Origin of the sequence: Streptomyces sp. NPDC102283, from assembly GCF_044766265.1 — a bacterium.
In the GTDB taxonomy this organism is placed as follows: domain Bacteria; phylum Actinomycetota; class Actinomycetes; order Streptomycetales; family Streptomycetaceae; genus Streptomyces.
Genome location: NZ_JBIWLQ010000020.1, coordinates 39162 through 63620, shown reverse-complemented (window position 1 = coordinate 63620; position 24459 = coordinate 39162). Strand labels below are relative to the sequence as shown.

At 71.7% G+C, this 24459-nt stretch carries 22 protein-coding genes and 1 pseudogene; 14 read left to right on the top strand and 9 right to left on the bottom strand.

The window, feature by feature from the left end; all coding sequences use genetic code 11:
- Positions 1-122: 122 nt before the first annotated feature.
- Together ACIRJT_RS31350 and ACIRJT_RS31345 are read right to left on the bottom strand one after the other, a co-directional pair.
- Positions 123-779 carry a DedA family protein gene (locus ACIRJT_RS31350; RefSeq protein WP_403915828.1) on the bottom strand — a complete coding sequence of 219 codons (657 nt, stop codon included), beginning with the start codon at positions 777-779 and terminating at the stop codon, positions 123-125.
- A 988-nt stretch (positions 780-1767) separates the two neighbouring features.
- Positions 1768-2640, bottom strand: coding sequence for an alpha/beta fold hydrolase (locus tag ACIRJT_RS31345; RefSeq protein WP_403915826.1), 873 nt, complete (start codon positions 2638-2640; stop codon positions 1768-1770).
- A 479-nt stretch (positions 2641-3119) separates the two neighbouring features.
- Between ACIRJT_RS31345 and ACIRJT_RS31340 the strand changes: the two genes are divergently transcribed.
- The gene (locus tag ACIRJT_RS31340; RefSeq protein ID WP_403915823.1) at positions 3120-3344 is read left to right on the top strand and encodes a hypothetical protein; all 225 of its coding nucleotides are present in this window, start codon (positions 3120-3122) and stop codon (positions 3342-3344) included.
- 135 nt (positions 3345-3479) lie between these two features.
- Here ACIRJT_RS31340 and ACIRJT_RS31335 read toward each other — a convergent pair whose 3' ends face one another.
- Complete coding sequence (locus ACIRJT_RS31335) at positions 3480-4025, bottom strand: MOSC domain-containing protein (RefSeq protein WP_403915820.1); 546 nt, start codon at positions 4023-4025, stop codon at positions 3480-3482.
- A gap of 71 nt (positions 4026-4096) precedes the next feature.
- Positions 4097-4306 (bottom strand): annotated as a pseudogene (locus ACIRJT_RS31330) (TetR family transcriptional regulator); the annotation flags it as partial.
- Positions 4307-4604: 298 nt separating this feature from the next.
- Between ACIRJT_RS31330 and ACIRJT_RS31325 the strand changes: the two are divergent.
- The gene (locus tag ACIRJT_RS31325) at positions 4605-5432 is read left to right on the top strand and encodes a class I SAM-dependent methyltransferase (RefSeq protein ID WP_403915817.1); all 828 of its coding nucleotides are present in this window, start codon (positions 4605-4607) and stop codon (positions 5430-5432) included.
- 171 nt (positions 5433-5603) lie between these two features.
- Positions 5604-7580 (top strand): NAD-binding lipoprotein, encoded by a 1977-nt coding sequence (locus ACIRJT_RS31320; RefSeq protein ID WP_403915815.1) that lies wholly within the window; start codon positions 5604-5606, stop codon positions 7578-7580.
- Here the strand turns inward: ACIRJT_RS31320 and ACIRJT_RS31315 are convergent.
- A complete protein-coding gene (locus tag ACIRJT_RS31315) occupies positions 7567-8385 on the bottom strand; it encodes an APH(3'') family aminoglycoside O-phosphotransferase (protein WP_403915812.1) in 819 nt (272 codons plus the stop codon). The genes ACIRJT_RS31320 and ACIRJT_RS31315 overlap by 14 nt on opposite strands.
- Positions 8386-8501: 116 nt before the next feature.
- On the opposite strand from ACIRJT_RS31315, the gene ACIRJT_RS31310 reads away from it, so the two are divergent.
- The 4 genes from ACIRJT_RS31310 to ACIRJT_RS31295 all read left to right on the top strand — a co-directional run bounded on the left by ACIRJT_RS31310 (position 8502) and on the right by ACIRJT_RS31295 (position 12009).
- Positions 8502-9128 carry a class I SAM-dependent methyltransferase gene (locus ACIRJT_RS31310; protein WP_403915810.1) on the top strand — a complete coding sequence of 209 codons (627 nt, stop codon included), beginning with the start codon at positions 8502-8504 and terminating at the stop codon, positions 9126-9128.
- Between the two features lie 93 nt (positions 9129-9221).
- The gene (locus ACIRJT_RS31305; protein ID WP_403915808.1) at positions 9222-9905 is read left to right on the top strand and encodes a response regulator; all 684 of its coding nucleotides are present in this window, start codon (positions 9222-9224) and stop codon (positions 9903-9905) included.
- Complete coding sequence (locus ACIRJT_RS31300) at positions 9902-11425, top strand: ATP-binding protein (RefSeq protein ID WP_403915805.1); 1524 nt, start codon at positions 9902-9904, stop codon at positions 11423-11425. Before ACIRJT_RS31305 ends, ACIRJT_RS31300 begins: the two co-directional genes overlap by 4 nt.
- The gene (locus tag ACIRJT_RS31295) at positions 11422-12009 is read left to right on the top strand and encodes a hypothetical protein (RefSeq protein ID WP_403915802.1); all 588 of its coding nucleotides are present in this window, start codon (positions 11422-11424) and stop codon (positions 12007-12009) included. Before ACIRJT_RS31300 ends, ACIRJT_RS31295 begins: the two co-directional genes overlap by 4 nt.
- Before the next feature lie 180 nt (positions 12010-12189).
- On the opposite strand, the gene ACIRJT_RS31290 is transcribed toward ACIRJT_RS31295, so the two are convergent.
- Entirely contained in the window at positions 12190-15534 is a 3345-nt protein-coding gene (locus ACIRJT_RS31290; protein WP_403915799.1) for a S8 family peptidase, read from the bottom strand.
- 182 nt (positions 15535-15716) lie between these two features.
- Positions 15717-16280, bottom strand: coding sequence for a GNAT family N-acetyltransferase (locus ACIRJT_RS31285; RefSeq protein ID WP_403915796.1), 564 nt, complete (start codon positions 16278-16280; stop codon positions 15717-15719).
- 297 nt (positions 16281-16577) lie between these two features.
- Here ACIRJT_RS31285 and ACIRJT_RS31280 point away from each other — a divergent pair, with 297 nt between their 5' ends.
- A complete protein-coding gene (locus ACIRJT_RS31280; protein WP_403915794.1) occupies positions 16578-17249 on the top strand; it encodes a hypothetical protein in 672 nt (223 codons plus the stop codon).
- Between the two features lie 18 nt (positions 17250-17267).
- Here ACIRJT_RS31280 and ACIRJT_RS31275 read toward each other — a convergent pair whose 3' ends face one another.
- Both ACIRJT_RS31275 and ACIRJT_RS31270 read right to left on the bottom strand, forming a co-directional pair.
- Positions 17268-18206, bottom strand: coding sequence for a sigma-70 family RNA polymerase sigma factor (locus ACIRJT_RS31275; RefSeq protein ID WP_403915791.1), 939 nt, complete (start codon positions 18204-18206; stop codon positions 17268-17270).
- 10 nt (positions 18207-18216) lie between these two features.
- Positions 18217-19407: an NAD(P)/FAD-dependent oxidoreductase gene (locus ACIRJT_RS31270; protein ID WP_403915788.1), complete on the bottom strand. Its 1191-nt coding sequence runs from the start codon at positions 19405-19407 to the stop codon at positions 18217-18219.
- A 527-nt stretch (positions 19408-19934) separates the two neighbouring features.
- On the opposite strand from ACIRJT_RS31270, the gene ACIRJT_RS31265 reads away from it, so the two are divergent.
- The 6 genes from ACIRJT_RS31265 to ACIRJT_RS31240 are packed head-to-tail and all read left to right on the top strand — an operon-like array spanning position 19935 to position 24457.
- Complete coding sequence (locus tag ACIRJT_RS31265) at positions 19935-20237, top strand: urease subunit gamma (protein WP_403915785.1); 303 nt, start codon at positions 19935-19937, stop codon at positions 20235-20237.
- Complete coding sequence (ureB, locus tag ACIRJT_RS31260; RefSeq protein WP_403915783.1) at positions 20234-20578, top strand: urease subunit beta; 345 nt, start codon at positions 20234-20236, stop codon at positions 20576-20578. Before ACIRJT_RS31265 ends, ureB begins: the two co-directional genes overlap by 4 nt.
- 1 nt (position 20579) lies before the next feature.
- The gene (locus tag ACIRJT_RS31255) at positions 20580-22283 is read left to right on the top strand and encodes an urease subunit alpha (RefSeq protein ID WP_403915780.1); all 1704 of its coding nucleotides are present in this window, start codon (positions 20580-20582) and stop codon (positions 22281-22283) included.
- The gene (locus tag ACIRJT_RS31250; protein ID WP_403915777.1) at positions 22283-22948 is read left to right on the top strand and encodes an urease accessory protein UreF; all 666 of its coding nucleotides are present in this window, start codon (positions 22283-22285) and stop codon (positions 22946-22948) included. The genes ACIRJT_RS31255 and ACIRJT_RS31250 overlap by 1 nt, the downstream gene beginning before the upstream one ends.
- Complete coding sequence (gene ureG / locus ACIRJT_RS31245) at positions 22941-23693, top strand: urease accessory protein UreG (protein ID WP_403915774.1); 753 nt, start codon at positions 22941-22943, stop codon at positions 23691-23693. Before ACIRJT_RS31250 ends, ureG begins: the two co-directional genes overlap by 8 nt.
- Positions 23690-24457 carry an urease accessory protein UreD gene (locus ACIRJT_RS31240; protein ID WP_403915771.1) on the top strand — a complete coding sequence of 256 codons (768 nt, stop codon included), beginning with the start codon at positions 23690-23692 and terminating at the stop codon, positions 24455-24457. Before ureG ends, ACIRJT_RS31240 begins: the two co-directional genes overlap by 4 nt.
- The last annotated feature ends 2 nt before the right edge of the window (positions 24458-24459 follow it).

The window sequence follows — 24459 nt, the reverse complement described above, 5'->3', positions numbered from 1 at the left end:
ATGGTCCGCGCGATGTGCGCGGCCTCTTGCAACCATTCTTCGTGGACCGCTCGTTGGCGGTCCTCGCCCGGTGACCGGTGAGCCTCCCGAAGCAGGAGGCTCCGGGTGGTTCATCGAACCGATCACGCGTGGTCCTTCTGCCGATCGCCTCGACGGGAACGCATCCTGCGACCGACCGCCACGGCCAGCGCCACGACCACCAGTACCAGAACAACCTTCGAGAGCACCCCGACGTAACTCTCCACGAGCTCCCACTGATCACCCAGCAGATATCCGGCCATGACAAGGATGAAGTTCCATATGAAGCTGCCCAGAGCGGTGAGGAGTACGAAGATCGGCAGAGGCATCCGCTCAACGCCTGCCGGGACACTGATCAGGCTGCGAAAGATCGGAATCATCCGGCCGAAGAAGATGGCCTTCATGCCGTGCTTGACGAACCATTCTTCGGTCTTCTTGAGGTCGGACACCTTCACCAGGGGAAGCCGCTCCCACAGGGCGTACATGCGGTCCCGGCCGAAGAGAGCGCCGATCTGATAGAGGGCGACAGCGCCCACCACCGACCCCAGCGTCGTCCAGAACAGGGCGGAGAACAGGCTGATCACTCCCTGCCCCGCGGCAAAACCCGTCAGTGGCAGAATGATTTCGCTCGGCAACGGCGGAAAGAGATTCTCCAAGGCGATGGCCAGTCCGGCCCCGGGGCCGCCCATGGTCTCGACAAGGCTGGTTGCCCACCCCGCGATGCCGCTCGCCGGCTCCGAGGCGAGGGGGAAATGCTGCATGTGCGTCTGCTCCAGGGCTGAGTAGGAAGGCCGAGGCCGGAGTGCTGACCAACTCGGCGTCATAACTTTTTGGGTCCGTGAATCCCACAGGATTCGGTCGGATACCCAGAGAGGAATGTGAGGCCCATCACGATCGAATCGCGGCCGAATTCCGCATGACGCGGAAGGTGATGGCATGTATTCGCGAGCGGGAGATCAGGGCCTGGGCGCCATCGGGGCCTGCTCGCCGGCTGGGTCGATCGTGGCGCGACCCACCGCGTCGAGCGCCGAGCCGCCGAAGGGCGTCAGGCTGTGCGGGGCCCGGAGGGCTGCCGCAGGATGATCGGAGGCTCCGCTCAGCAGCGAAGGATCTGGACACGGGCAGGGCTTCGCGATCCGGAGTGCGAAGAATGCTGCCGGGCGACATCCGTCGCGCAGTCGTGGAGATCCGGTGATGAGGAGGGAATACCTGCCTGTACGGGAGGTGAGGCCGTCGAGCTTCCCGCTTTGTGGCGGTGTTGGAGTGTGACGTCACCATCGACGCCCTCCAGCGGAGTGCTCGGCCCCGACCCGTCGAATACGGACACGGACGGAGAAGGAGATGCCGTGCCGACCGACTGCAGGGTCTGAGTGGAGGTGCCGAGAGCGAACGCGGAAATCATCAGGAGCACGGCGATGCCGGCGTAGAAGGCCAGCATCTCCCTGCAGCGCATTCCTACGCTCCCTGTCCCGGTCGATTCGGCTCGTTGGGCGAAGTGCCGAAGCCGCTCGGCGAATTGCCGCCGCAGGACTGCACTCTAACAGCCCGAACTGAAGCGAACCTGAAGCTCATTTCGCCGTACGGCTCACGCGCTGCGGCGTCCGTTCGTCCACCGGTCCGGCAGGGCGGCGGGTCGCGTCGGCCGCAGGGACCGACGGGCGCGCGGGTGCGCCCGGCGCCGGCCGTGGTCGGTGACCGGCACCGGGCGCACGCCGCCTCCGGCTTCCCGCCGAAAGGGCCCTGGCGTGGTCAGGCCGGGCTGTGGACGCGGCCCAGGAAGTCGAGAAGGAGCGCGGCGACCGTGTCACCGGCGCTTTCCAGCAGGAAGTGCCCGCCGTCGAGGAGGTGGATCTCGGCGTCCGGAACGTCATCGGCGAAGGCGCGGGCGCCGTCGGGGCCGAAGATCGGGTCGTTCCTGCCCCATACCGCGAGAACCGGCGGCCGGTGGGCGCGAAGGTAGCTGTGCAGTGCCGGGTACAGCGGCGAGTTGCTGGCGTAGTCCCGGAACAGCGACAGCTGGACCTCGTCGTTGCCGGGGCGGGAGACGAGGGCGAAGTCGTGGTGCCAGGTGTCGGGGCTGACGGTGCTCTCGTCCGGAGTGCCGGTGACGTACTGCCACTTGATGCCGTCCAGGGTCAGCGCGCCGCGCGCACGCGCCTCGTTCTCGGGTGTCTGCTCGCTCTGATAGTCCCGGATCGGCTTCCAGAAGCTCTCGATGAAGCCCGCGTCGTAGCCGTTGCCGTTCTGCGTGATGATCGCCGTGATGGCACCTGGGTCGGCCAGCGCGAGCCGCCAGCCGATCGGCGCCCCGTAGTCCTGGACATAGATGGCGTAGTGGCTCACCCCCAGTTGATCGAGCAGCCGCGCGGTCAACTCGGCCAGTGCGTCGAAGGTGTAGGTGAACGCGTCGACCGAGGGGGCGGCGGAAAGACCGAAACCCAGGTGGTCGGGCGCGATCACGTGGAAGCGCTCGGCCAGTGCGGGAATCAGGTCGCGGAACATGAACGAACTGGTCGGGAAGCCGTGCAGCAGCACGACGGCGGGTGCGTCGGTGTCGCCGGCCTCCCGGTAGAAGATCCGCCGTCCCTGTACGTCCGCGTAGCGGTGGTGGACCGCAGTCATGGCTAACCCCTCTAGGTGAATTTATTGGTTAGCATCATCATGTCGCTCCGATCTAACCTGTCAAGTGGATGAGGGGGGTTAGAGGGAGTGTGGTGGGGTCGGTCGAGAAATCCGCGATGGGGGAACCCGTCCCTCCGCCAGGTGCGATGGCTAGGGTCTGTGGCATGGAGACCATGGGGAATCGACGGGCGAGACGTGTGACGGCGGCATTGGTCGGAGCCGCTGCCGCGGTGGTGTTCGGAGTCGGCGGTGCGCTGGCCGTGGGTACGTCGGGCGAAGGGCCGACCGGACCGGACCCGGTGCCCGTGGAGAGCGTGCCCGCGGGGTCGAGCGGTGGCGGCGAAGTCTCGGGCGGCTCTGACGGGGGCGCGAGTACGGGTGGCTCTGACGGCGGCGCGAGTACGGGTGGCTCCGGCGGCGCCGACGGCGGCTCCGGAGAGTCGGACGGTGGCGGGAGCGCAAGTGGTTCCGGGGGGTCGGTGGGCGGCGATTCCGGATCCGCCGGGGGGCCCGAGCCCAGCGCCCACCCGAGTGGCCCGGGCCCCACGGTCGGCCCCAGCCCTTCGCCGACGGCTCCGGTCGATCTCGCGGAGGTCGCCCAGCGGATCGACGACCTGGAGAAGAAGGTCGACGAGCTGCCCACGAAGAAGGATCTGGCCGATGCGCTGCGCGCGTTCGCGGACTCCTTGGAGCAGCAGGGTTGAGGGCGGGCGGGAACGTGGTCCCGGTGCCCGCTCTCCGGTCGCGACGGGGCCATGTCCGCCGCGGCAACCAGCTGCCGGCTGCGACCGGACGGCCTTGACCGGTGGGGGCAGCTCCGCGTTCCCGGGCCGGGTCGTCTAGACGCGCTCCAGGGCCCGGCGAGGGGGCGGTGGCAGCTCGACCACGACGGTGTCGCCGGCGCGGACCGTCCCGCCGGCGCGGACCACGGCCATGACGCCCGACTTGAAGGTGAACTCGCCCGACACGGGGTCCAGGGCGAAGACCTCGCCCAGCAGCCCCCGGCGGAAGTCGTTGATCTTCGCGCACGGATTGCGCAGCCCGGTCACCTCCAGCACCGCTTCCGCACCGAGGCGCAGCAGGGTTCCGGTGGGAAGGCCGAGGAGATCCACTCCCGCGGTGGTGACGTTCTCGCCGAGCTGGCCCGCCGACACGTCGAAGCCCTTGAGCGCGAGCTCCTCGAAGAGTTCCTCGTGCATCAGGTGGACCTGGCGCAGGTTGGGCAGGTCCGGTTCGTACGTCATGCGGAACTGGTGGCGAATCGTCGTTCCCGCATGCACGTCCCCCTCCACGCCGAGCCCGGCGAGCAGGGTGATGAACGGGTGGGTGGGTTTGCTGAACCCGTACCGCTCGTTACGGCTCACCGCGGTGACTCTGCCGTCCATGGTGCCCTCCGTGTGTCGTCGTCCGTCACCGCCCGATCGTACGGATGGCCTGTCCGGGGCCCGGACGCCGGTCAGTACGGCAGGCCCTCCGAGGCGGCTCGCGGAGCGGCCAGGACGCAGGTCGTGATCTCCTCGCCCGACGCCTCGGGGTCGTCCGCGTAACGCTGGGCGAATTCCTCGGCCGCCGCGCGCAGCGCGCCGTTGGGCGTCGCCGCGTGCACCTTCGTTCCCAGCGCGCCGGCGCTGCCGCCGGATCGCCGGGCGAGGAGTTCCGCGAGGACTCTCCGGCAAACCGTCCACCTCCAACTGCTGGTCCATGCCGATCCAGCCCTGACCCCGGGGACGCGCGCACCCGCCCGGTCCGCATCGATCGGCTCCGGGTGCGGCGAGCCTCGTCCGCGTGGACAGGCGCAGGTGGAGGATGGCCGGGGGCGGCCGGGGCCGCCCCCGCCCGCACCGCCCTGTCGCGTGGAGAGGCCCGGCCGTGAAACCGCTCGACGATCAGCTGATCCCCCCGACCGGCGGCCGAGGGCCGCGACGGAACAGGGACGCCCGACACGACGCCGTACCGGTGACGGCGTGAACGCCCCTCCGCCCGGAAGCGCGCCGGGCGAAGGCCGTTACGGCGAGGACTGCTTCCGCCCCGACCGGGCGGGGGAGGAGGAGCGCATCGACTTCGGCGCCATCGCCTACGACGACTTCACGATGGCCCGACTGCGCTCCCTCGGAGTCGGCCCGGGATGGCGCTGCCTCGACATCGGCGCCGGAACGGGCACGGTCTCCCGCCGACTGCTGGGGGAGACCGGGGTGGCGAGCGTGCTCGCCGTGGACCGCGACGTACGGTTCCTGAGCGCACGCCCAGTGCCCGGCCTTCAGGTCCTCCAGGCCGACATCACCCGCCCCGGCTTCGCGCCCGGCGGCTTCCGGCTCGTTCACGCGCGCTTCGTACTGATGCATCTGCCCGAGCGGTACCGCCTGATCGGCCACCTGGCCGAACTCCTCACGCCCGGCGGTGTCCTGGTGCTCAGCGACGCCGTCGACCTGACGAGCGACCGGACGCCGCCCACCCCGTACACCACGGCGATGCGGGCGATGTGGCAGGGGCTGCGTACCACGATCGGCACCGACGTCTCCTGGGTCCCGTCGTACCCGCACCTCCTGCGCGGGGCGGGGCTCGAACAGGTGGCGGCGGAGATCCACGTGCCACCGCTGGGCCCCGGCACCGCCATCAGCCGCTTCTGGGCCGACACCTGGCAGCGCAGCAGGGAGGCGATGCTCTCCACCGGCATGATCGACGACGCGGCCGTCGACGCGGCGGTGCGGTACCTGGAGAGCGACGCGTGCGCCGCGCTGTCGGCCGGCATGCTCATGGCCTGGGGGCGGAAGCCCGGGAGGCCCACGGGCTGACCGGCACGGGCCACCGGCCGGAATGTATGCGTCGCGTAGCGCCCGAGCGCCCGAAAGGATGAATCGGCCGCCGAACCCGGCGTGCCCCGAGGACGGAGGCCGCACTCTGCCGAGAGGGACGGCCGGTGCCGCACCCACCCTGGGTGCGGCGGCGGGCGAGGGAGAGTGGCAATGGAATCAGCCAAGGGCCGGCCACGAGTGCCGTTGCGGGACTGGGCACGCTACCGGTTCGACCGCACGCTGGCCCGTTCCACCGGCACCCTGATGGGCTGGCTGGTCATCACCTGCCTGGCCGTCGTCGTCCCGGTCAGTCTGCTGCTGGTGTGGACGGATCCCGGATCGCCCACGTCCCTCTCGGAGCGGCTGATCGCGACATGGCGGATCAGCGCCGAGACGCTGCGGCTGGGCGCGGCCACCGGTACGCCACTGCGCCTGCTGCTCTCCGCGGTGCTCGGGCTGGTCGCTCTGCTCTGCGTCTCGACCCTCGTCGGGGTGATCACGACCGGACTGGCCGAGCGGATGGCGGAGTTGAGCAGGGGACGGTCCACGGTCCTGGAGCAGGGACACGTCCTGGTGCTCGGCTGGTCGGACCAGGTGACCACCGTGGTGGCCGAACTGGTCGCCGCCCGGACCCCGCGGCGCCCGCGCGCCATCGTGCTGCTCGCCGACCGCGACAAGGCCGAGATGGAGGAGGCACTGACCGCGCGGGTCGCCCCGGCTCCCCGCGCCCGGATCATCTGCCGCAGCGGTCCCGCCAGTGACCCGGACGTACTCGCGCTCGTCAGCCCGAGGTCGGCGAGCACCGTGGTGGTGCTGCCGTCGGCGAAACCGACCGCCGACGCCGAGGTGCTGCGCATCCTGCTGGCCCTGCGGGCGGTCCTCGGCGAGGACACGGACGGGCCGCCGGTGCTCGCCGCGGTCCGGGACGACCGGTACCGGGCCCCGGCACGGCTGGCCGCCGGCCCCCGCGGCACGGTCCTGGAGACCGACACGGTCACGGCCCGGCTGATTGCGCAGTGCGTCGGCCGGGCCGGCCTCTCGTTCGTCCTGCGCGACCTTCTCGACTTCGCGGGCGACGAGTTCCATCTCGCCGACGCCACCGCCTTCCACCACGGCCCCTTCGGAGCGACCCTGCTCAGCCACCCGAACTCCTGCGTGGTGGGGCTGCTCACCCCCGAAGGCCGTACGCTGCTGAACCCGCCCGCCGACACCGTCGTCCCGCCGGGAAGCCGCCTGATCGTGCTCGCGCGCGATGACGACAGCACCCGCGTCGAGGACTGCCGGCACCTCGTCGACGTCTCGGCGATCGTCGCTGCACGACCCGAGCGGGCCAGTCCCTCGCGGCTGCTGCTGCTCGGCTGGAACCGCCGGGCCCCCCTGGTCCTGGACGAGTTGCGGAGCACGGCCCGTCCCGGCTCCGTCGTGGACGTGCTCGTCGACAGTGCCGTACCCGGACCGAGAGAGCCGGAGGACGGGGGCGGGGAAGCGGTCGGGCCGGACGTGCGGTTCCGGTCGGCTCCCCTGTCGCGGCCCGAGACCCTGCTCGGCCTCGACCTCGATCCGTACGACGCGGTGGTCGTCCTCGGCCCGGACCGGGGCGACGGCCCCGACCACCCGGACGACTGGACCCTGGTCGCGCTCCTGGCCGTGCGACTGCTGGAACGGCGGACCGGACGCGAGACGCGTGTCGTCACCGAGCTCGTCGATGACCGGAACCGCCCGCTGGCGCCCGTGAACAGCGGTTCCGATGTCATCGTCAGCGGGCTGCTATTCGGCCTTCTCATGGCTCAGATCGCCCAGAACCGGCATCTGGCTCCCGTCTTCGAGGAGTTGTTCTCCGCAGAGGGCAACAACGTCTGTCTGCGGCCGGCCGCCGCCTACATTCGCCCAGGAGCCGAGGCCGCGTTCGCCGGCGTCGTCGCCGCCGCGCGGGACCGGGGCGAATGCGCGATCGGCTACCGCCGGCACGACGCCGCCCGCACCGGGCCCGGGGACCAAGGCATCCGGCTCAACCCACCGAAGGGCGAGCGGCGCGTCTGGCACGCCGAGGACCAGGTGGTGGTGGTCGCCACGGCCCACCACCTGCCCACGGTCGCCGCCGGACCGGACGAATCCGCCGCCCCGGACTCTGCCCCTAGCCCCAGGTGAGCGGGTCGAGATGGAGGTAGAAGCGCAGCCGCTCCTGATCCGGGGCGATGCCGTACCGCTCGGCGAACGCCGCGTCCGCGACCCTTGCCCGCTCCTCGTCCACCCAGGTCTCGCGCGCATTGGCGAGCAGCAGCGCCAGGTCGGCGTGACGGTCGGCCGCTCCGAGGCGGCCCAGGTCGATGAAGCCCGACACCTCCAGTGTCTCCGGATCGAGGATGATGTTGGGCAGACACAGATCTCCGTGGCAGACGACCGTGTCGGCGGCCTCCTGATCCCGTCGCCGGGGGACCTCCCCGGTGAGGCGGGCCAGCAGTTCCGCGGCGGGCACGAGTCGCTGCTCCTCCGGGAGGAACTCCGGATTCACGGCGTCCCGGGCCACGACATCACGTGCGACGTCGACCACGGAGTCCAGCCCCCGGCGGAACGGACACGAGGCGACGGCCACCTCGTGCAGCCGGCGGACCGCGTCCGCGATGTGCCCCCAGGCAGCGCGAAGGTCCTCGGCACGCACCTGATCAGCGGGTACGCCGGTGACGGCACGGGTGACCAGGCAGGCGCCCGCATCACCGGCGTACCAGTCGAGCACACAGGGACCCGGTACGCCCCGACCGCTCAGCCAGGCGATCCGGTCGCGTTCCGCCTCCAGACCGGCCGCATCCGTGGCGGGCACACACTTGGCGTACCGGGTGGCGTCCGCGGCGCGAAAGACGGAGGCACCCGATTCGCCCGCGGCGACAGGCAGCCAGTCGCCCCCCGCGCCGAACAGCAACGGCGAGACGGCCCCGGGCTCGCAGTGATCACTCATGGCGGAGACTCTAGCCAGCCCGGCGTACCGGCCCGGCCCGGAGCCACCCGAACCGGACTCCATGTGACAGGCTCGTTTATGCTCCCGCTGGGGGCTGACCGGAAGGCAAGCTGAACATGACTGGGCAACGCGACCGTTGGGCGGAACTGACCGGTGGACAGGCGGGGGAGGAATACGCCCAGCGGTTCGCACGGCTCGCCGAGTCGGGCCACGACATCCACGGCGAGGCCTCCTTCTGCGCCGCGTTGCTGGAACCGGCCGCCCGAGTGCTCGACGCGGGCTGCGGCACCGGCCGGATCGCGACCCGACTCGCCGAACTGGGCCACCGCTGCACCGGCGTGGACGTCGACTCCTCGATGCTCGCCGTCGCCCGCCGCGAAGCACCCGTACAGGACTGGCTCCTCGGCGACCTGGCCCGGCTGGACGCCCTCGGCCTGGATCCCGACTTCGACCTGGTGCTCGCCGCCGGAAACGTCGTTCCCCTGCTGGCCCCCGGCACCGGGGCGACTGTCGTCGGGCACCTGGCCGACGCTCTGCGCCCGGGCGGCCTGCTGGTCACCGGCATGGGACTGGACGCGGAACATCTGCCGCTCGACGAAGCGCCGGTGACCATCGCCGAGTTCGACCAGTGGTGCGCCGGGGCCGGACTGACCCTGCGGCAGCGCTACGCGACCTGGAGCGGAGACCCCTACGACGACGGCGGCGGCTACGCGGTCAGCGTGCACACCCGTCCCGCCGCGTGAGCCGACGGCCTCTCCGGGAGTCCGCTCCCGCCGCTCGCTCACCGAAAGCCCCCTTTCGCGATCCTTCCTGCCCCAGGACCTGGAGATACCGGCATGCCACGCGTCGTCCTCGTCGAAGATGATCCGTCCGTACGCGACGGCGTCGAGATGGGCCTGCGCCGCCGCGGGCACGAGGTCCTCGCCACCGCGACCGGCGAGGCCGGCCTGGAGGCGCTGGACGTGTTCCGCCCCGACCTCCTGCTGCTCGATCTGATGCTGCCCGTGATGGACGGCGTCGAGGTGTGCCGCCGCGTACGCGCGAACAGCCAGCTGCCGATCATCATGCTCACCGCGCGCGGCGATGACGTGGACATCGTCGTCGGCCTGGAGGCCGGTGCGGACGACTACGTCGTCAAGCCCGCTCGCACCGAGGTCATCGAGGCCCGCATCCGTGCCGTGCTGCGCCGCATCGAAGCCCCGGTCGGTGTGCGGCCCGCCGTCGACCACCACGGAGACCTGGACATCGACCGTGCCGGTCACACCGTCGTGAAGTCGGGCGAGCCGGTCGCCCTCGCACCTTCCGAGCTGAAGCTGTTGCTGTTCCTGTCCGCGGCGCCGGGAAAGGTCTTCAGCCGGCAGCGCCTCCTGGAAGAGGTCTGGGACCACAGCTACCACAGCGATGTGCGCCTGGTGGACGCCTGCGTGCGCCGGCTCCGCATCAAGATCGAAGACCTGTCCGACAGCCCTCGTTATATTCAGACCCTGCGGGGATTCGGCTACCGCTTCGGCCCGCTGTGAAGATACCCGGAGCGGCCGCCGCGTTCGGGGTGCGCACCCGACTGATCCTCGCGTTCCTCCTGGTGGCCGCGGTCAGCGCGGTCACGACGGCCGCGCTGACCTACCGGGAGGCGCGCAGCGCGGTCCTCGAACGCGCACAGGACACGGCCGTCGCCTCCTTCCGCGAGGAGGTCGAGCGGTTCGTCCCCGGCCTGCCCCTGGACCTGGAATCGGTCCGGTGGGAGCTCTACGACATCGCGGCCCGATCCAAACCCCATCCGTGGATCGTGTTCGCCGAGTACGGCTCGGCACGTGTCTCCTCGGGCGACCGGCCCGTCTCCGGCGTGCTGACCGGGGAGCTGCGCCGTGCCGCGCGGACCGCGCCGCACGGCAGCTTCCAACGGGTCGTCAAGGACGGGCGGGCGTATCTGACGATCGGAATGCCGGTGATGACACGGGTCGTCGCGGGCGGCCGTGCGGTGCCCAGCGGTCTGGTCCTCTACGCCGTGATGCCCATGGCGAACGAGGAGGCCGACATCGACGCACTGGTGACCGCCGCCCGCGACGGCGCGCTGCCGGGACTGGCCGTGGCCCTGGTGCCCGCCCTGTTCGCGGCGCGCAGCGTGCTGCGCCCCGTCCGCGAACTGCGCAGTGCCGCGCACTCCATGGGCGGCGGGCGGCTCGACACGCGGATCACCGTACGCGGCAGGGACGAAATGGCCGACCTCGCCCGGACGTTCAACAGCTCGGCGGCCCGCCTCGAACACTCCGTACAGGAACTCCGGGACGCCGGGGCGCGGGCCCGGCGCTTCGCCTCGGACGTCTCGCACGAACTGCGTACCCCCCTCGCGGGGATGCTCGCCGTCACGGACGTGCTGGACGAGGACGCCGGGACGCTCGACCCGGACACCGCCCGGGCGGTGCGCCTGATCAGCGCCGAGACCGGCAAACTGGCCGTGTTGGTGGAGGACCTGATGGAGATATCCCGCTTCGACGCCCGCGCGGCCGGACTCAACACCGACGAGGTGGACGCGGCGGAGGCCGTACGCAGAACGCTGTCCGGCAGGCAGTGGCAGGACCGGGTCCGTGCGGAGCTGCCCGAGGGCGTCCGCATCCGACTCGACCCGCGCCGCTTCGACGTCATCGTGGCCAACCTCGTCGGCAACGCCCTGTACCACGGAGCCGAACCGGTCACCGTACGGCTGTCGACCCGCGCGGGGGCGCTGGTCGCCGAGGTGCACGACAGCGGACCCGGGATCGCCCCCGACGCGCTGCCGAACATCTTCGACCGCTTCTACAAGGCGGACGCCGCACGGTCCCGCTCATCGGGCAGCGGCCTCGGCCTCGCGATCACCCTGGAGAACGTGCGACTCCACGGCGGCACGATCCGCGCTTCGAGCGCGCCAGGCGACGGCGCGCTGTTCACGGTGGAACTGCCCTTCGACGGGCCCGCGTCGGGGAGCGGTGCGCCGGATGCCTCGGCGGCCGCACCGGGTGCGGGGCCGGGAGCCGACCCTGACCGCACGGAGGCCACCGCGTGAGGAGGCGGGTGTTCCGCGCGGTCCGGCTCACCGCGCTGCTGCTGCTCGCCGGGGCGCCGCTCTCCGGCTGCGGTATCCAGGAGACGGGCGTGGTCGGGGCCGGGAGACCGCCGGTCGGTGACCTGTTGCCCCCGCGTGACTCACGGGTGCTGTTGTTCTTCTTCTCTCCCGACGAGGAACTGCTGCCCGTGCCACGGATCGTCGACGTCCCCTGGCAGGGCGGCCCCGGGAGTTCACCCTCGGAGGGCGAGGAGGCGAGCGAGGCCCTGTCACCCCTGACGGCCGTGACCGCGCTGCTCGACGGGCCGAACAAGGCCGAACGGCGGGCCGGGCTCCGCAACGCCCCCTCGCTGCCGGGCGAGGCGTCCGTCGCCGATCGGGTCGTGACCCGTGACACCACCGTGGAGGTCCGCCTGAACCTGCGGGTGAGGCAGCTGTCCGCCTCCGCCCGCGACCAGCTCGTCTGCACGGCAGCCTTTGCCGCGCATGCGCAGGGGGCCATGCCCGTCACCCTGGTCGGACAGGACGACAGCCTCGCCCCCGCCGACTGCTCCCTCCGTCCGGTCCCGGCTCCGGCACGCTGAGCCCGCGGCAGAAGGACGGGGAGAGGGACGGCGGAGAGGGACGGGGACGGGATCGACCGTCCCGCCGCCAGCCCCGACCGGTCGGTGCAGCGATGCGGCACAGCGGCCCGCCGGAACCTCCGTTCCGACGGGCCGCTGCGCTCGGCATCACCCCGGGCGGTGTTCCGCCCGGGGTGAGCCTCACCTGCCGAAGAAGGCGTTGTGGATCGTGACCGTCGACTCGTTGTCGCTCGTGTCGGTGACGACGGCCTTCAACGAGATCGCCTTGCCCTTCGCCGGGGCGTTCACCGTGACCTTGCCCGCGGTGACCTTGGCGGGCAGCCACTTCTCGTTGTCGTACGACACCGTCACCCGCAGCGACTTCAGGCCGGATCCGGCCGCCGCGCCCTGCACCACGACGGGAAACGTCTGCTTCGCGCCCGCCGGAACGGTGGAGTCCAGTGCGAGTTGCGGCAGGAAGCGGACCGTGGAGACCGGCAGCGTCGCCGGGGCCTCGGTGCGGGCCGAGGTGAAGGTCCACGAGGCGTCGATCCGGTTCCCGGCGCGGTAGACCGCCGGGTTCCGGTTGATGGTGGTCGCCACCTTGTACGTGGCGGACTCCGGGGGCAGCGCGAAGAACCGCTCGTCGATGGCCGCGTCCTCCTTCGCGAACAGCACGCCGTCGCGGTGGATGGTGGTGCTCGCACCGGCGTACCGGGCGAATCCGGGATGGCCCGGCCCGTCACTGACCAGCGCCAGCGAACCGTAGAGGTTGTCGCCGTCGCGCACGAGCCCGTCGCCCGCCTTGATCTGCGGCCCCATCACACCGGCGTGGAAGGTCTCGGTGTGCGTCGTTCCCGGCTCGAAACGTCGTGACTGCGCGAAGGAGTAGGCCCCTTCGATCTGCCGGTCGCCCGCCGGACCCTTCTCTCCCAGCACTCCTGCCGCGATGTTCCAGAGCGCTCCGTCGTCCGTGGACAGGTACACCTTGCGCGTTTCCGGCAGGGGGTGAATGGAGTAGAGCGGGGCGACGCCTCCGTTGGCCAGCTCGCCGTCCGCCTTGACGATCCCGTCGAGGCCGGGCACGGACGATCCGATCCGCACCTTCACCAGAGCCATGTTCCGGGTCGTGTACGTCTTGCTGTAGCCGGTGGCCAGCTCCGGGACCAGGCTGCCGGCGAGCGCGTTGTACTCGGCGGCCCCCTGCTTCCAGTGGGCGGACCACTGCTGGTACAGGGAGGACTCACCGGTCACGGCTGAGCCCTGGTGCGCGGTGCGGACGTTGTCGAAACTCGTGAAGTCGCTCCACAGGGTGATGCCGGTCTCCGGCGTGTTCAGGGCGTACATCATCCCCGCGCGCGTCGGAGTGGCAGCCGCGTCCGGCACCTTGAACGTCACCGGACGGGTGGTCCGGGCGTCGAGATCGACCGTGGTCGGGCCGGTCACCGAGAACTGGGGGTTGTTGATCAGGTCGGCGCCCTTGCCCGGAACCGCGGGGTCGACCAGCATGTCGGCCGACAGGTTGTAGGTGCCGCGCGGCAGCCGGACGGTGACCGAACCGGACGACAGGTCGGGGAAGAACCGCAGGCCCGAGGCGTTGCCTGCGTACCCCTTCAGGTCCGCCTGCCAGCCGGTGCTGGGCGCACCGTCCCGTCCCTTGGCGTTGAAGGTGACCTCGTACGACTCGGACTCACGCTCCACCGCGGCCGCCGTCCGCACGCTCTGGCCGCCCCCGGACGCCACGACCGTGGCCGAGTAGGAGCCGTCGACCGTACCGCCGAGGCGGGTGTCGGCCGTCAGGTCCACGGCGGTGGTGCCGCCCGCCGGGACCGTGACCCGCTGGGCCCCGAGGGTGAAGAAGCCGGCCGGGGCGGGCTGCCCGTCCCCGCCGGTCGGCGCGGACAGCGACAGGTCCAGCGTCACGTCGGCGCTGCCGTTGTTGCGGTACGTCACCTGCTTGGTGACGGGGGTGTCGTCGGTGTGGGGCCAGGTCTGGGCGCCCAGGTTCACGGAGACGGGCTCGGCGACGACCGTCTGGTCGATCGCCCTGTCGACGGTGAGGCGGCCCGCGCCCTGCTGGAAGACCGAGTGGGAGCCGTCCTTGGCCGAGCCCGTCAGGGCGGCCTTGATCTGGGCGCCCGTCCAGGCGGGGTTCTTCTGCTTGAGGATCGCCGCGGCTCCCGCGACGTGCGGAGTCGCCATCGACGTGCCGTTCAGGCTGTGGTAGCCGGGCGGGTTCTGCCCCGCCACGCCCTCCGCCGCTGCCGCCGTGATCGACACGCCCGGTGCGGTGATGTCGGGCTTGACGGCCTTGTCACCGGTACGGGGGCCGACGCCGGAGAAGTCGGCCATCCGGTCGTTGTCGTCGACGGCGCCGACGGTCAGGGCCGCGTCGGCGCTGCCCGGAGACGCGACCGTGCCCTGGTCCGGCCCGTTGTTGCCCGCTGCTATCGCGAACAGCACGCCCTTCTCCGCGGAGACCTTGTTGACCTGGGCTTCCAGCGGGTCGATTCCGGGGGTGTCGAGGCCGCCCAGGCTCATGTTGATGACGTCGGCGCCCTGGGCGACGGCCCAGTCGACCCCCGCGATGATGCTGGAGTCGTCACCGACGCCCCGGTCGTCGAGAACCTTCGCGTTGATCAGCCGGGCTCCGGGGGCCACGCCCTTGAACCTGGCGTCCTTCGCTCCCGTGCCGGCCGCCGTGGAGGCCACGTGCGTGCCGTGCCCGTCACGGTCCTTGGCGTCCGGGGAGGCGCTGAAGTTGCGCTCGGCGGCCACCCGGCCCGCCAGATCCGGATGGGTGGCGTCGATGCCCGTGTCCACGACGGCGATCTTCACACCGGTGCCGTCGAACGACCGGGCCCAGGCGGCAGGGGCGCCGATCTGGCCGGTGCTGCGGTCGAGCGAGGCCTTGCGCACACCGTCGAGCCAGATCCGTGCGATGCCGGACGCGGTGGCCGCCGAACCGTCCTCCCGCTGACGCGTCAGGGCGTCCCACAACGCGCCCTCGCCGTCGGTGGCGGCGGCACTGGTGACGGCATCGGCATCGAGGGCCGACAGGGTCCGGCGGACGGTGGTGCCGTCCGCGGACCGTACCTCGGCGCGGGCGGACCCGGCCGCCGCTCCCCGGTAGCCGACGATCACCTTGAGCCCGGCCCGGTGGGCCTTGAGGCTCTCCGGCCTGGCCAGTGCGGTGATGTCGAACAGCCGCCGGTCCAGCCTGCCTTCGGCGATCAGCTGCCGGGCGTCACGCGGCACCACGTGGGTGCGGCCGTCGTGGAGCTCGGTGAAGAACGGGATGTCCTCCCGGCCCTCGGCCCGCTGGATGCCGCCGACCCGGCCCTTGGCGTCCACGAGGACCCGGTCGCCGGTGATCAGGGTGACGGTTTCGACGGTCCGGTCGCCTGCCTCCAAGGCCTTGGCGGTGGCCGGGGACGCCGTGTCCGGGCCGACGGTCTTCCCCGACGCCGGAGCGGTCATGCCCGCCGTCAGGGCGACCGAGGCCGCGGCGAGGAGCGCGTACGCCCTCGTTGATCTTTTTCGCAAGATTGCCCCTGCTCAGGAGTGGTTCGGGCGGGCGAAGGCCCGGCCGCACGGGGCGCGTTCGGATATGCGTTCGGCCCCGGATTCCTGAAGTATGCCGAGGCCGTTCGGACCCACTCAATGATCGTTGTGTAACAGCGGAGCGCTCTGATCCGCCATGCTCGCGAGGGCGTGCGGCCCCGGGATCAACCGGACCGAGTGCCCGGATTCCGCACGCCGAACCACTGCTCGGCGCCGTACTCCTCGAACCGTGCCACCTCGGTGAACCCCAGCTTCCGGGCGAGCCGCATCGAGGGGTCGTTGGCCATCTGTGTGCAGAGCACCACAGCTTCGCCGGGCCGCGCGGTGGCGAACCAGCCGAGAACGGCGGTGCATGCCTCGGTGGCGTATCCGGACCCCCACGCCCGGGGCAGGAACATGTAGCCGAGCTCGGCGCGGTCGCCGTCCGGACCGGGGTCGCCCGGACCGGGGTCGCCCGGACGCTCGGCGGCCCGGCGTTCGAGCGTGACCGTGCCGACCATCGCTCCGCCGAGCTCCACGACGAAGAGACCTCGGCGCTGTCTCGGCACCTCGGGAACGTCCCGTTCGAGTTCATCACGCGGACGGGGGCCGCCGAGGTGGACGCCCACCTCCGGCGATGCGAACAACTCGATGAAGGCCGCACGATCCCGGGCCTCGGATCCACGGAGCACGAGCCGCGCCGTGTGGATCGGGTCAGGTGGCCAGGCGAGGCATCCGAGTTCGGTCATGGCGGGCAAACTATCGTGTCCGAGCGCGGGAGGGGCGGGCAGGCGTCCGGGCGGCCAACGGGGCCCGGTGGCAGCTTGGTTGAGCGGTTCCGGTCGACACCGCAGAGGGTGGCCCGGGTGTTCACGGGCACGATGGACCCGAACCGGTCATACGATCGTCTTCGTGAGAGTGTGGGGTTCGCGGTGGAACAAGTGCGTCCGCCCGGTGCGAGCCGCTCGCACGGCCGGCGCCGTCGGGCCGACCGTCCACAGCTCTCGGCCCCTCCGACCGCACGACGACCTCCTGGAGTGACCGGCATGCCCACCCCTGTCCACGTTCTCGCCCGTCGGCCGCTCACCCCCGCGGCGGTCGCGGAGTTCGTCGCGCTGCCGACGGATCCGCCGGTGGGCGACGACTTCGAAGCTCTCGACGCGGAGCTGGCGCGCCGCGGATGGGACTGGGAGCACGAACTGGTCTGCGACTCCTTCCGTACGGGGCACGGCCACGTGCTCTGCTCCGACGGCAGGAACCCCTTCGGGCAGCCCGACGTCCGCAGCTTTCTCGTGTTCGGAGAGCTGTACCCCGTCGACGAGCACGACGAGAGCATGACCAACGAGCCCTGGCTGCGCGCACGCATGGACCTCTGGGGGCGGGCGACGGGCTGGGAGAGCTGCGAGCCGTCCAGCGAGCAGGATTGCGAAGCGACCCTGGCGGGAGCCGCCCGGGCCGTGACCGAACACCTGGGCGCGGCACCCGAGCGGACCCTCCTGTCGGACGCCGCGGTGGTCACCGGCCCGGCGATGACTCACCGCGTCTGGCGGACCTCCACCCACGCCCTGGTCCTCGGCCCGGCGGCCGACAACGGTCCCTACGGTTACCTCACCCACCTCCAGCTGTCCCTCACTCCTCTCACCTGCGCGCCCGAACTGCCGCCCGCGGCCGACGCGACCGCGCTCGACGCCTGGATCAGCGCCCACATCGACTGGTGAGCGTCCACCACGGGCCGTTCACCACGCGTCGATGACCGGTACGCCGGTTTCGTGCTGCTGCCACGCCTCGTCGAGGCGCGCGAGCCGGTCCGTGGCGGCGATGCCGTACAGGGACGCGACCATGCCGTCGCTGACCTCGAACGCCACGGCGCCCACGACCCGTCCCGCGACCACGGCGACGACGGCCAGGGTGCCGTTGACCCGCGCGAGATGCATCGCCAGCGGGCCGCCGGCCAGCCGCCGCTTCGCCGGAGTCGCCTTGAAACCCGCCCGTACGAAGGAGGCGACCCGCTCGCGCGACCTGTACCGCAGCAGCCGCGTGGCCAGTCCGGCGCCGTCCGAGACCGCCGTCACGTCGTCGGTGAGCAGCGCCACCAGCCGATCGGTGCGCCCCGACGTGGCGGCGGCGAGGAACTCCTCGACTACCCGGCGCGCGGACGCGGGATCGGCCGCGCCGCCGCGGCGGCGCTCGGCTGCGACCCGCGTACGCGCCCGATGGGCGTGCTGCTGGCTCGCCGACTCGGTGATGTCGAGGATCGTGGCGATCTCGGCATGGCTGTACGCGAACGCCTCACGCAGGACGTAGACGGCCCGCTCGGCCGGCGACAGGCGCTCCAGGAGGGTCAGCACGGCCAGGGTCACCGATTCACGCTGCTCGAAGGTGTCGGCCGGACCGAGCATCGGGTCGCCGTCGAGGAGCGGTTCGGGCAGCCACGCGCCGGCCGTTCGCTCGTGACGCGCCTGTGCCGAGCGGAGCCGGTCGAGGCAGAGGTTGGTGGCGACCTTGGTAAGCCACGCCTCCGGTACTTCGATCCGCTCGCGATCCGCGGCCTGCCAGCGCAGGAACGTGTCCTGCACGGCGTCCTCGGCGTCGGCCGCCGAACCGAGCAGACGGTACGCGAGCGAGGCCAGCCTGCTCCGGCCGGCCTCGAACTGATCGACGGCAGCGCTGTCCATGCGCGACAGCCTAGGCGGCCGCCCGCGCACCTGTCCGGCCGGGCGCGGGGGCAAGGCGGTGCCTGCGCTTGGGCAGACCGAAGGCCGGATGGGCGATACCCCAATCGGCCCCCTTGAGCACACCCGACTTGAGCCGTGCGGCGGTTCGGCCGCCCAGGTACCAGGTCTTCGACCGGACGTCCCCGTCCACCATCTGGAAGATGGCGTCCCGCCGTCCGAGGCTGATGTGGTTGCCGAAGTACTTCAGCCCGGTGGCCGGGACCTCGCCGCCCGTCAGGCGCGCGATGATCGCGGCGGTCGCCCGCATGTTGGTGAGACCGGCCGAGGCACAGGACATCGGCAGCGGCCGGCCGCTCTCGCCGATCGCGTACGCGCAGTCGCCCGCGGCGTAGACGTCCGGGTGGGAGACCGAACGCATCGAGCTGTCGACGACGATCTGGCCGGTCCCGGCGACCTCCAGGCCGGCGGCGGCCGCCATGGGGTGCACGGCGAACCCGGCCGACCACACGGTCACATCGGCCGGGATGGACCTGCCGTCCGCGGTGACCACCCGGGTCGGCTCGACGGCCTCGACAGGAGTGCGTTCGTGCACGGTGACGCCGATCCGGTCGAAGGCGCCGCGCAGATGACGACGCGCCTTCGGGGAGAGCCAGGCGCCCAGCTCGCCGCGGGCCGCGAGTGCGACGGAGAGCCCGGGGCGTGACTCGGCGAGCTCGGTCGCGGTCTCGATGCCGGTCAGCCCCTCGCCGACGACCACGACGGTGCCGCCCACGCCCAGGCCGTCCAGGCGCTCACGCAGGCGCAGCGCCGAGGACCGGCCGGTCACATCGAAGGCGTACTCGGCCGCGCCGGGGACGTCATGGTGGGCGACGGAGCTGCCGAGCGCGTGGAGAAGGGTGTCGTAGGCGAGTTCACCGGCGCCGTCCTCGCCGGTCACGGCGACGGTCCTGTGCTCGGGGTCGAAGCCGGTGACCCGTGCCAGGCGCAACCGCACCCCGGTGCCCGCGAACACGTCGACGAGCCTGCGGGACGCGAGATCCTGGCCGCTCGCGAGCTGGTGGAGCCGCATCCGCTCGACGAAGTCGGGGGCGGCGTTGACGACGGTGATCTCCGTGTCGGCGGGGGAGAGCCGACGGGCCAGGTTGCCGGCGGCGAAAGCCCCGGCGTAGCCGGCGCCGAGGACGACGATGCGGTGCTTCATGTCATGGCTCCTGTCTCGTTCGCGTACCCCCTGAACGGGACAGCGCTCCGATTGCTGACAGAGGTCCGGTGTGAGGCAGGTCACCCGGCGGCCCCGTTCCTTCGCCGTCCGGCTCCGCATCACTGGTGAGGGCGGGCCAGGACTCCTTCCGAAGGAGCAGGTGGGATCGATGACCCGGACGCGATCACTGCTCACCCCTGATCTTGCGCCCCGTTTCGAGACTCCGGACCTTCCGGGGGCGCGGACCGGCGACGTCGTTCGGTCGCAACCGCGCTCCGAGCGCCACCAGGGAGGACCGGGCGAGGGGTCACCGCCGGAACCTTCCGATCGGACCGCTCCGGCGCGCTGGGTCCGCTGGCCAGCCGACCGAATTTTGTACGTTTTGCCCGTATGTAGTGGGTCGTAACCACAAAAAGGGACTTTTTGCCGTGCGCAGGAATTTGCCACGCCGCGAAGAGAAGAGCTATAAGAGGCATGTGGTTCAGGCGCCGCCGGGAATTCCGGGGAGGCCGCCATGGAGGTTTCCCATGTTTCTGACTCCGTCCGACACGGAGAAATTGCTGCTGAGTGTTGCCGGAATGATCGCCCGCGACCGGCGTGCCCGCGGCGTCCGCCTCAACTACCCGGAGACCGTCGCCCTGCTGGCGTGCTGGGCGATGGAACGGGCCCGCGAGGGAGCTGCGGTCAGCGAGCTGATGACTGCGGGCAGGGCGGTGCTCACCCGCGCTGAAGTGCTGGAAGGCGTGCCCGAGATGCTGCACGACGTCCAGGTCGAGGCGACCTTCCCGGACGGGCGCAAGCTCGTCACGATCACCTCGCCGATCCCGTGATCCCGGGCGAGATCCGGACCGGCTCCGGAGTGGTGCACATCAATGCCGAAAGCACGGCATTGCCTCTCACCGTGGTGAACGACGGAGACCGGCCCATTCAGGTCGGATCTCATCTGCATTTCTCCGACGCGAATCCGGCACTTTCTTTTGACCGGGCCGCCGCTCGGGGTTTTCGGCTCGATATTCCCTCGGGCACGTCCCTGCGCTTCGAACCGGGGGTCGGCGTCGACGTCAGCCTCGTGGAACTCCGAGGCCGCCGCCGCGTTCCCGGCATCGTGCTGCCGCACACCCGCACACCCGCACCCACCCGCACCCCCACGCCTCGAACGGAGGACCTGTGACATGGCCCAGCTGACCCGCGCCGCCTACGCCTCGCTCTACGGCCCCACCACCGGGGACCGGATCCGCCTCGCCGACACCGATCTGTGGATTGAGGTCGAGGAGGACCGGTGCTTCGGCGGCGACGAGGCCGTCTTCGGGGGCGGCAAGTCCATCCGCGAATCGATGGCGCAGGCCACCGCGTCCCGGGCCGAGGGCGCGCCCGACCTGGTCATCACCAACGCGGTCGTCCTGGACCACTGGGGTGTCGTCAAGACCGACATCGGCGTCCGCGACGGCCGGATCGTCGCCCTCGGCCGCTCCGGCAACCCCGACATCAGCGACGGCGTCCATCCGGATCTGGTGATCGGCCCGGGCACCGACGTGATCTCCGGCGAGGGGCGCATCCTCACGGCCGGAGCCGTCGACACCCATGTCCACTTCCTGATGCCGGAGACCCTCCACGAGGCGCTCGCCACCGGCACCACCACCGTCATCGGGGGCGGCACCGGCGCCACCGAGGGCTCCAAGGCCACCACCGTCACCCCCGGCGCCTGGAACCTCGCCATGATGCACCGGTCCCTGGACCGCGTTCCGCTCAACGTCATGCTGTTCGGCAAGGGCTCCACCGTCGGCGAGGAAGCCCTGCGCGAGGCGGCCCTCAGCGGCGCCGGCGGCTACAAGGTCCACGAGGACTGGGGCGCCACCCCGGCCGCGATCGACGCCGCGCTGCGGGCGGCGGACGCCTACGGCCTCCAGGTGGCGCTGCACGCGGACAGCCTCAACGAGGTCGGCTACGTCGAAGGCACCCTCGGCGCCATCGCCGGACGCGGCATCCACGTCTTCCACGCGGAGGGCGCGGGCGGCGGCCACGCTCCCGACATCATCACCATGGCCTCCCACCCGAACATCCTTCCGGCGTCCACCAACCCGACGCTCCCGCACACCGTCAACACCGTCGCCGAACACCTCGACATGCTGATGGTGTGCCACCACCTCAACCCCCGGGTCCCCGAGGACCTCGCGTTCGCCGAGTCCCGGATCCGGGCCACCACCATCGCCGCCGAGGACGTGCTGCACGACATCGGCGCCCTCTCCATCACCTCGTCCGACGCCCAGGCGATGGGCCGCATCGGCGAGGTCGTCTGCCGCACCTGGCAGGTCGCCCACGTCATGAAGCAGCGCTTCGGCGACCGCGGCAGCGAACTGCCCGCCGACAACGAGCGGGCGCGCCGCTACGTCGCCAAGTACACGATCTGCCCGGCCGTGGCCCACGGCATCGACCACGTCGTCGGCTCCGTGGAGCCCGGAAAGCTCGCGGACCTGGTGCTCTGGGACCCCGCCTTCTTCGGGATCCGACCCGCCGTCGTCATCAAGGGCGGCATGGCCGTGTACGCGCCGCTCGGCGACGCGGGCGCGGCGATCCCCACCACCCAGCCCGTCCTCCTGCGCGCCACCTCCGCCGCCGAGGCCGCACCGCACCTCTCGGTCAGTTTCGTCTCCCCGCTGGCACTGGCCGATGGGCTGGCCGAACGGCTGGGCCTTGTAAGGGAGTTGGTCGCCGTGCGGCCCACCAGGCACCTCACGAAGGCGGACCTGCCGAACAACACGGCACTCCCGGACATCGACGTGGACCCGGAGACCTTCGCCATCCGCATCGACGGGGAGCTCGTCGAGCCCGCCCCCGCCGCCGAACTGCCGCTGGCCCAGCGGTACAGCATGTTCTGATGGCGCTGCTCGCTCCCTATCTCCTCGCCGACGGGCGGCTCCCGGTCGGCGCCCACACCTACAGCGCGGGTCTGGAGCCGGCCGTCGCGGCGGGTCTCACGCGCGCGCAGATCCCCGCCCTGCTGAGGGCCCGCCTGCACACCACCGTCGTCACCGAAGCGGCCGCCGCCGTACTCGCCCTGCGGGCGGCCGTGCGCGATCCGGTGGACTACGCACCCGTGCAGGAGGCGCTCGCCGCCCGGACGCCGACGGCGCCGCTGCGCGAAGCGTCCGCCGCACTGGGCCGAGGCGTGCACCGCCTCGCCCGCCGACTGGCCCCGGACCATCCCGCGGTCACCGCCCTGGCCCTGCTCCACCCGCGTCCCCTGCGGCCGGTCACCCTCGGGGCGCTCGGGGCCGTCCTGGGAGTGGAGGAGGAGGCGCTGGTCCACGGCGTCGTCTACGACGAACTGCAGACCATCGCCTCCGCCGCGCTCAAGCTGCTGCCCGGCGACCCCCTCGACTCGGTCGCGTGGATCATCGCCGCCGAGGCGGACGCCGCGGCCACCGTCACCGAGGCGCTGGCCGTACGCACCCCCGCCGAACTCCCCGCCCGAACACCACCGCTCACCGAGCAGTGGGCACTCGAACACGACCGACGCGAACGGAGACTCTTCCTTGCCTGACAACGCATCCGCCCAGCAGCCCGGACAGCCCGCCCAGGGCCCCAACGAGCACTACCACCAGCCGCTCAATCAGCCGCGCGCCCTGCGCATCGGTGTCGCCGGCCCCGTCGGCACCGGCAAGAGCTCCATCCTCGCCACCCTCTGCCGCGAACTGGCCGGCGAGCTCTCCATGGCCGTCGTCACCAACGACATCTACACCGACGAGGACGCCCGCTTCCTCCGCTCGGCCGGCGTCCTGCCCACCGAGCGCATCCGCGCCGTCGAGACCGGCGCCTGCCCCCACACCGCGATCCGCGACGACGTCAGCGCCAACCTCGACGCGGTCGAGGACCTGGAGGAGGCCTACGGGCCGCTGGACCTGGTGCTCATCGAAAGCGGGGGCGACAACCTCACCGCCACGTTCAGCCCCGCCCTCGCCGACGCACAGCTCTTCAGCATCGACGTCGCCGGCGGCGGGGACGTCGCCCGCAAGGGCGGGCCGGGCATCACCGGCGCGGACCTCCTGGTCATCAACAAGACCGACCTGGCCCCCCATGTGGAGGTCGACGTGGCCGCGATGGTCGCCGACGCCGAACGGGCCCGCGACGGTCTGCCCGTCCTCGCGCTGTCCAAGCACGACCCGGAGTCGATCGCGCATCTGGCCGACTGGGTACGGGCCGTGCTGGTACGCCACCGCTCCGGCACCCACGTCCCGACCGACCCCGGCCCGATGGCGCCCCACAGCCACAGCCACGACGGCTCGTGAGCGGCCCGTTCGCGCCCGCCGCCCACCCGGCCGAGCCCGACGACCCCACGGTCGTCGCCGTCGAGCGTGACGCCTCCGGGAGGCACCTCGCCCGCGAGCTGTCTCCCGGGGCGTTCCTCGCCCCCCGTCCCCTGCTGCCGTGCGAGGACCGTCTGCGGGTCGCCCTCGTCGGCACCCGGGCGGGGCTGCTGGCCGGCGACGATCTCCGGCTGCACGTCTCGGTCGGCCCGGGAGCGCGCCTGGAACTGGTCGAACCCTCCGGCCTGGTGGCGTACGACCACCGGGGCGGCAGATCGGCGTGGCGGGCCAGGATCGACATCGCCGCAGGAGGACGACTGGACTGGGACGGGAAGCCGTTCGTGGTCGCGCACGGAGCGTGGGTCGACCGCACGATGGAGGTGGCACTCGCGCCCGGCGCCCGGATGCTTCTGCGCGACACCCTCGTCCTGGGCCGCTCCGGTGAACGCGGTGGCCACGTCCGGGCCAGCACCCGGGCCGTGCGCGACGGCCGGGAACTGCTGGTGGAGGACCTCGACCTCACCGACCCGGAGATACGCGAACTCCCCGGCGTCCTCGGCCCGAACCGGGTCATCGGCTCCGTCACCGCCCTCGGCGCCCGCCCGCCCGGACCGCCCCATCCCTACCGGACGGACTTCGAGGGCCCCGGGGCCCAGGTCCGGCTGCTGGACACCGAGGCGCCGGCGCTGGAAGCGGAGCTGTCGGCACTGTGGGAACACTGGCTGACCGAGAACGAGAGCGAATGACG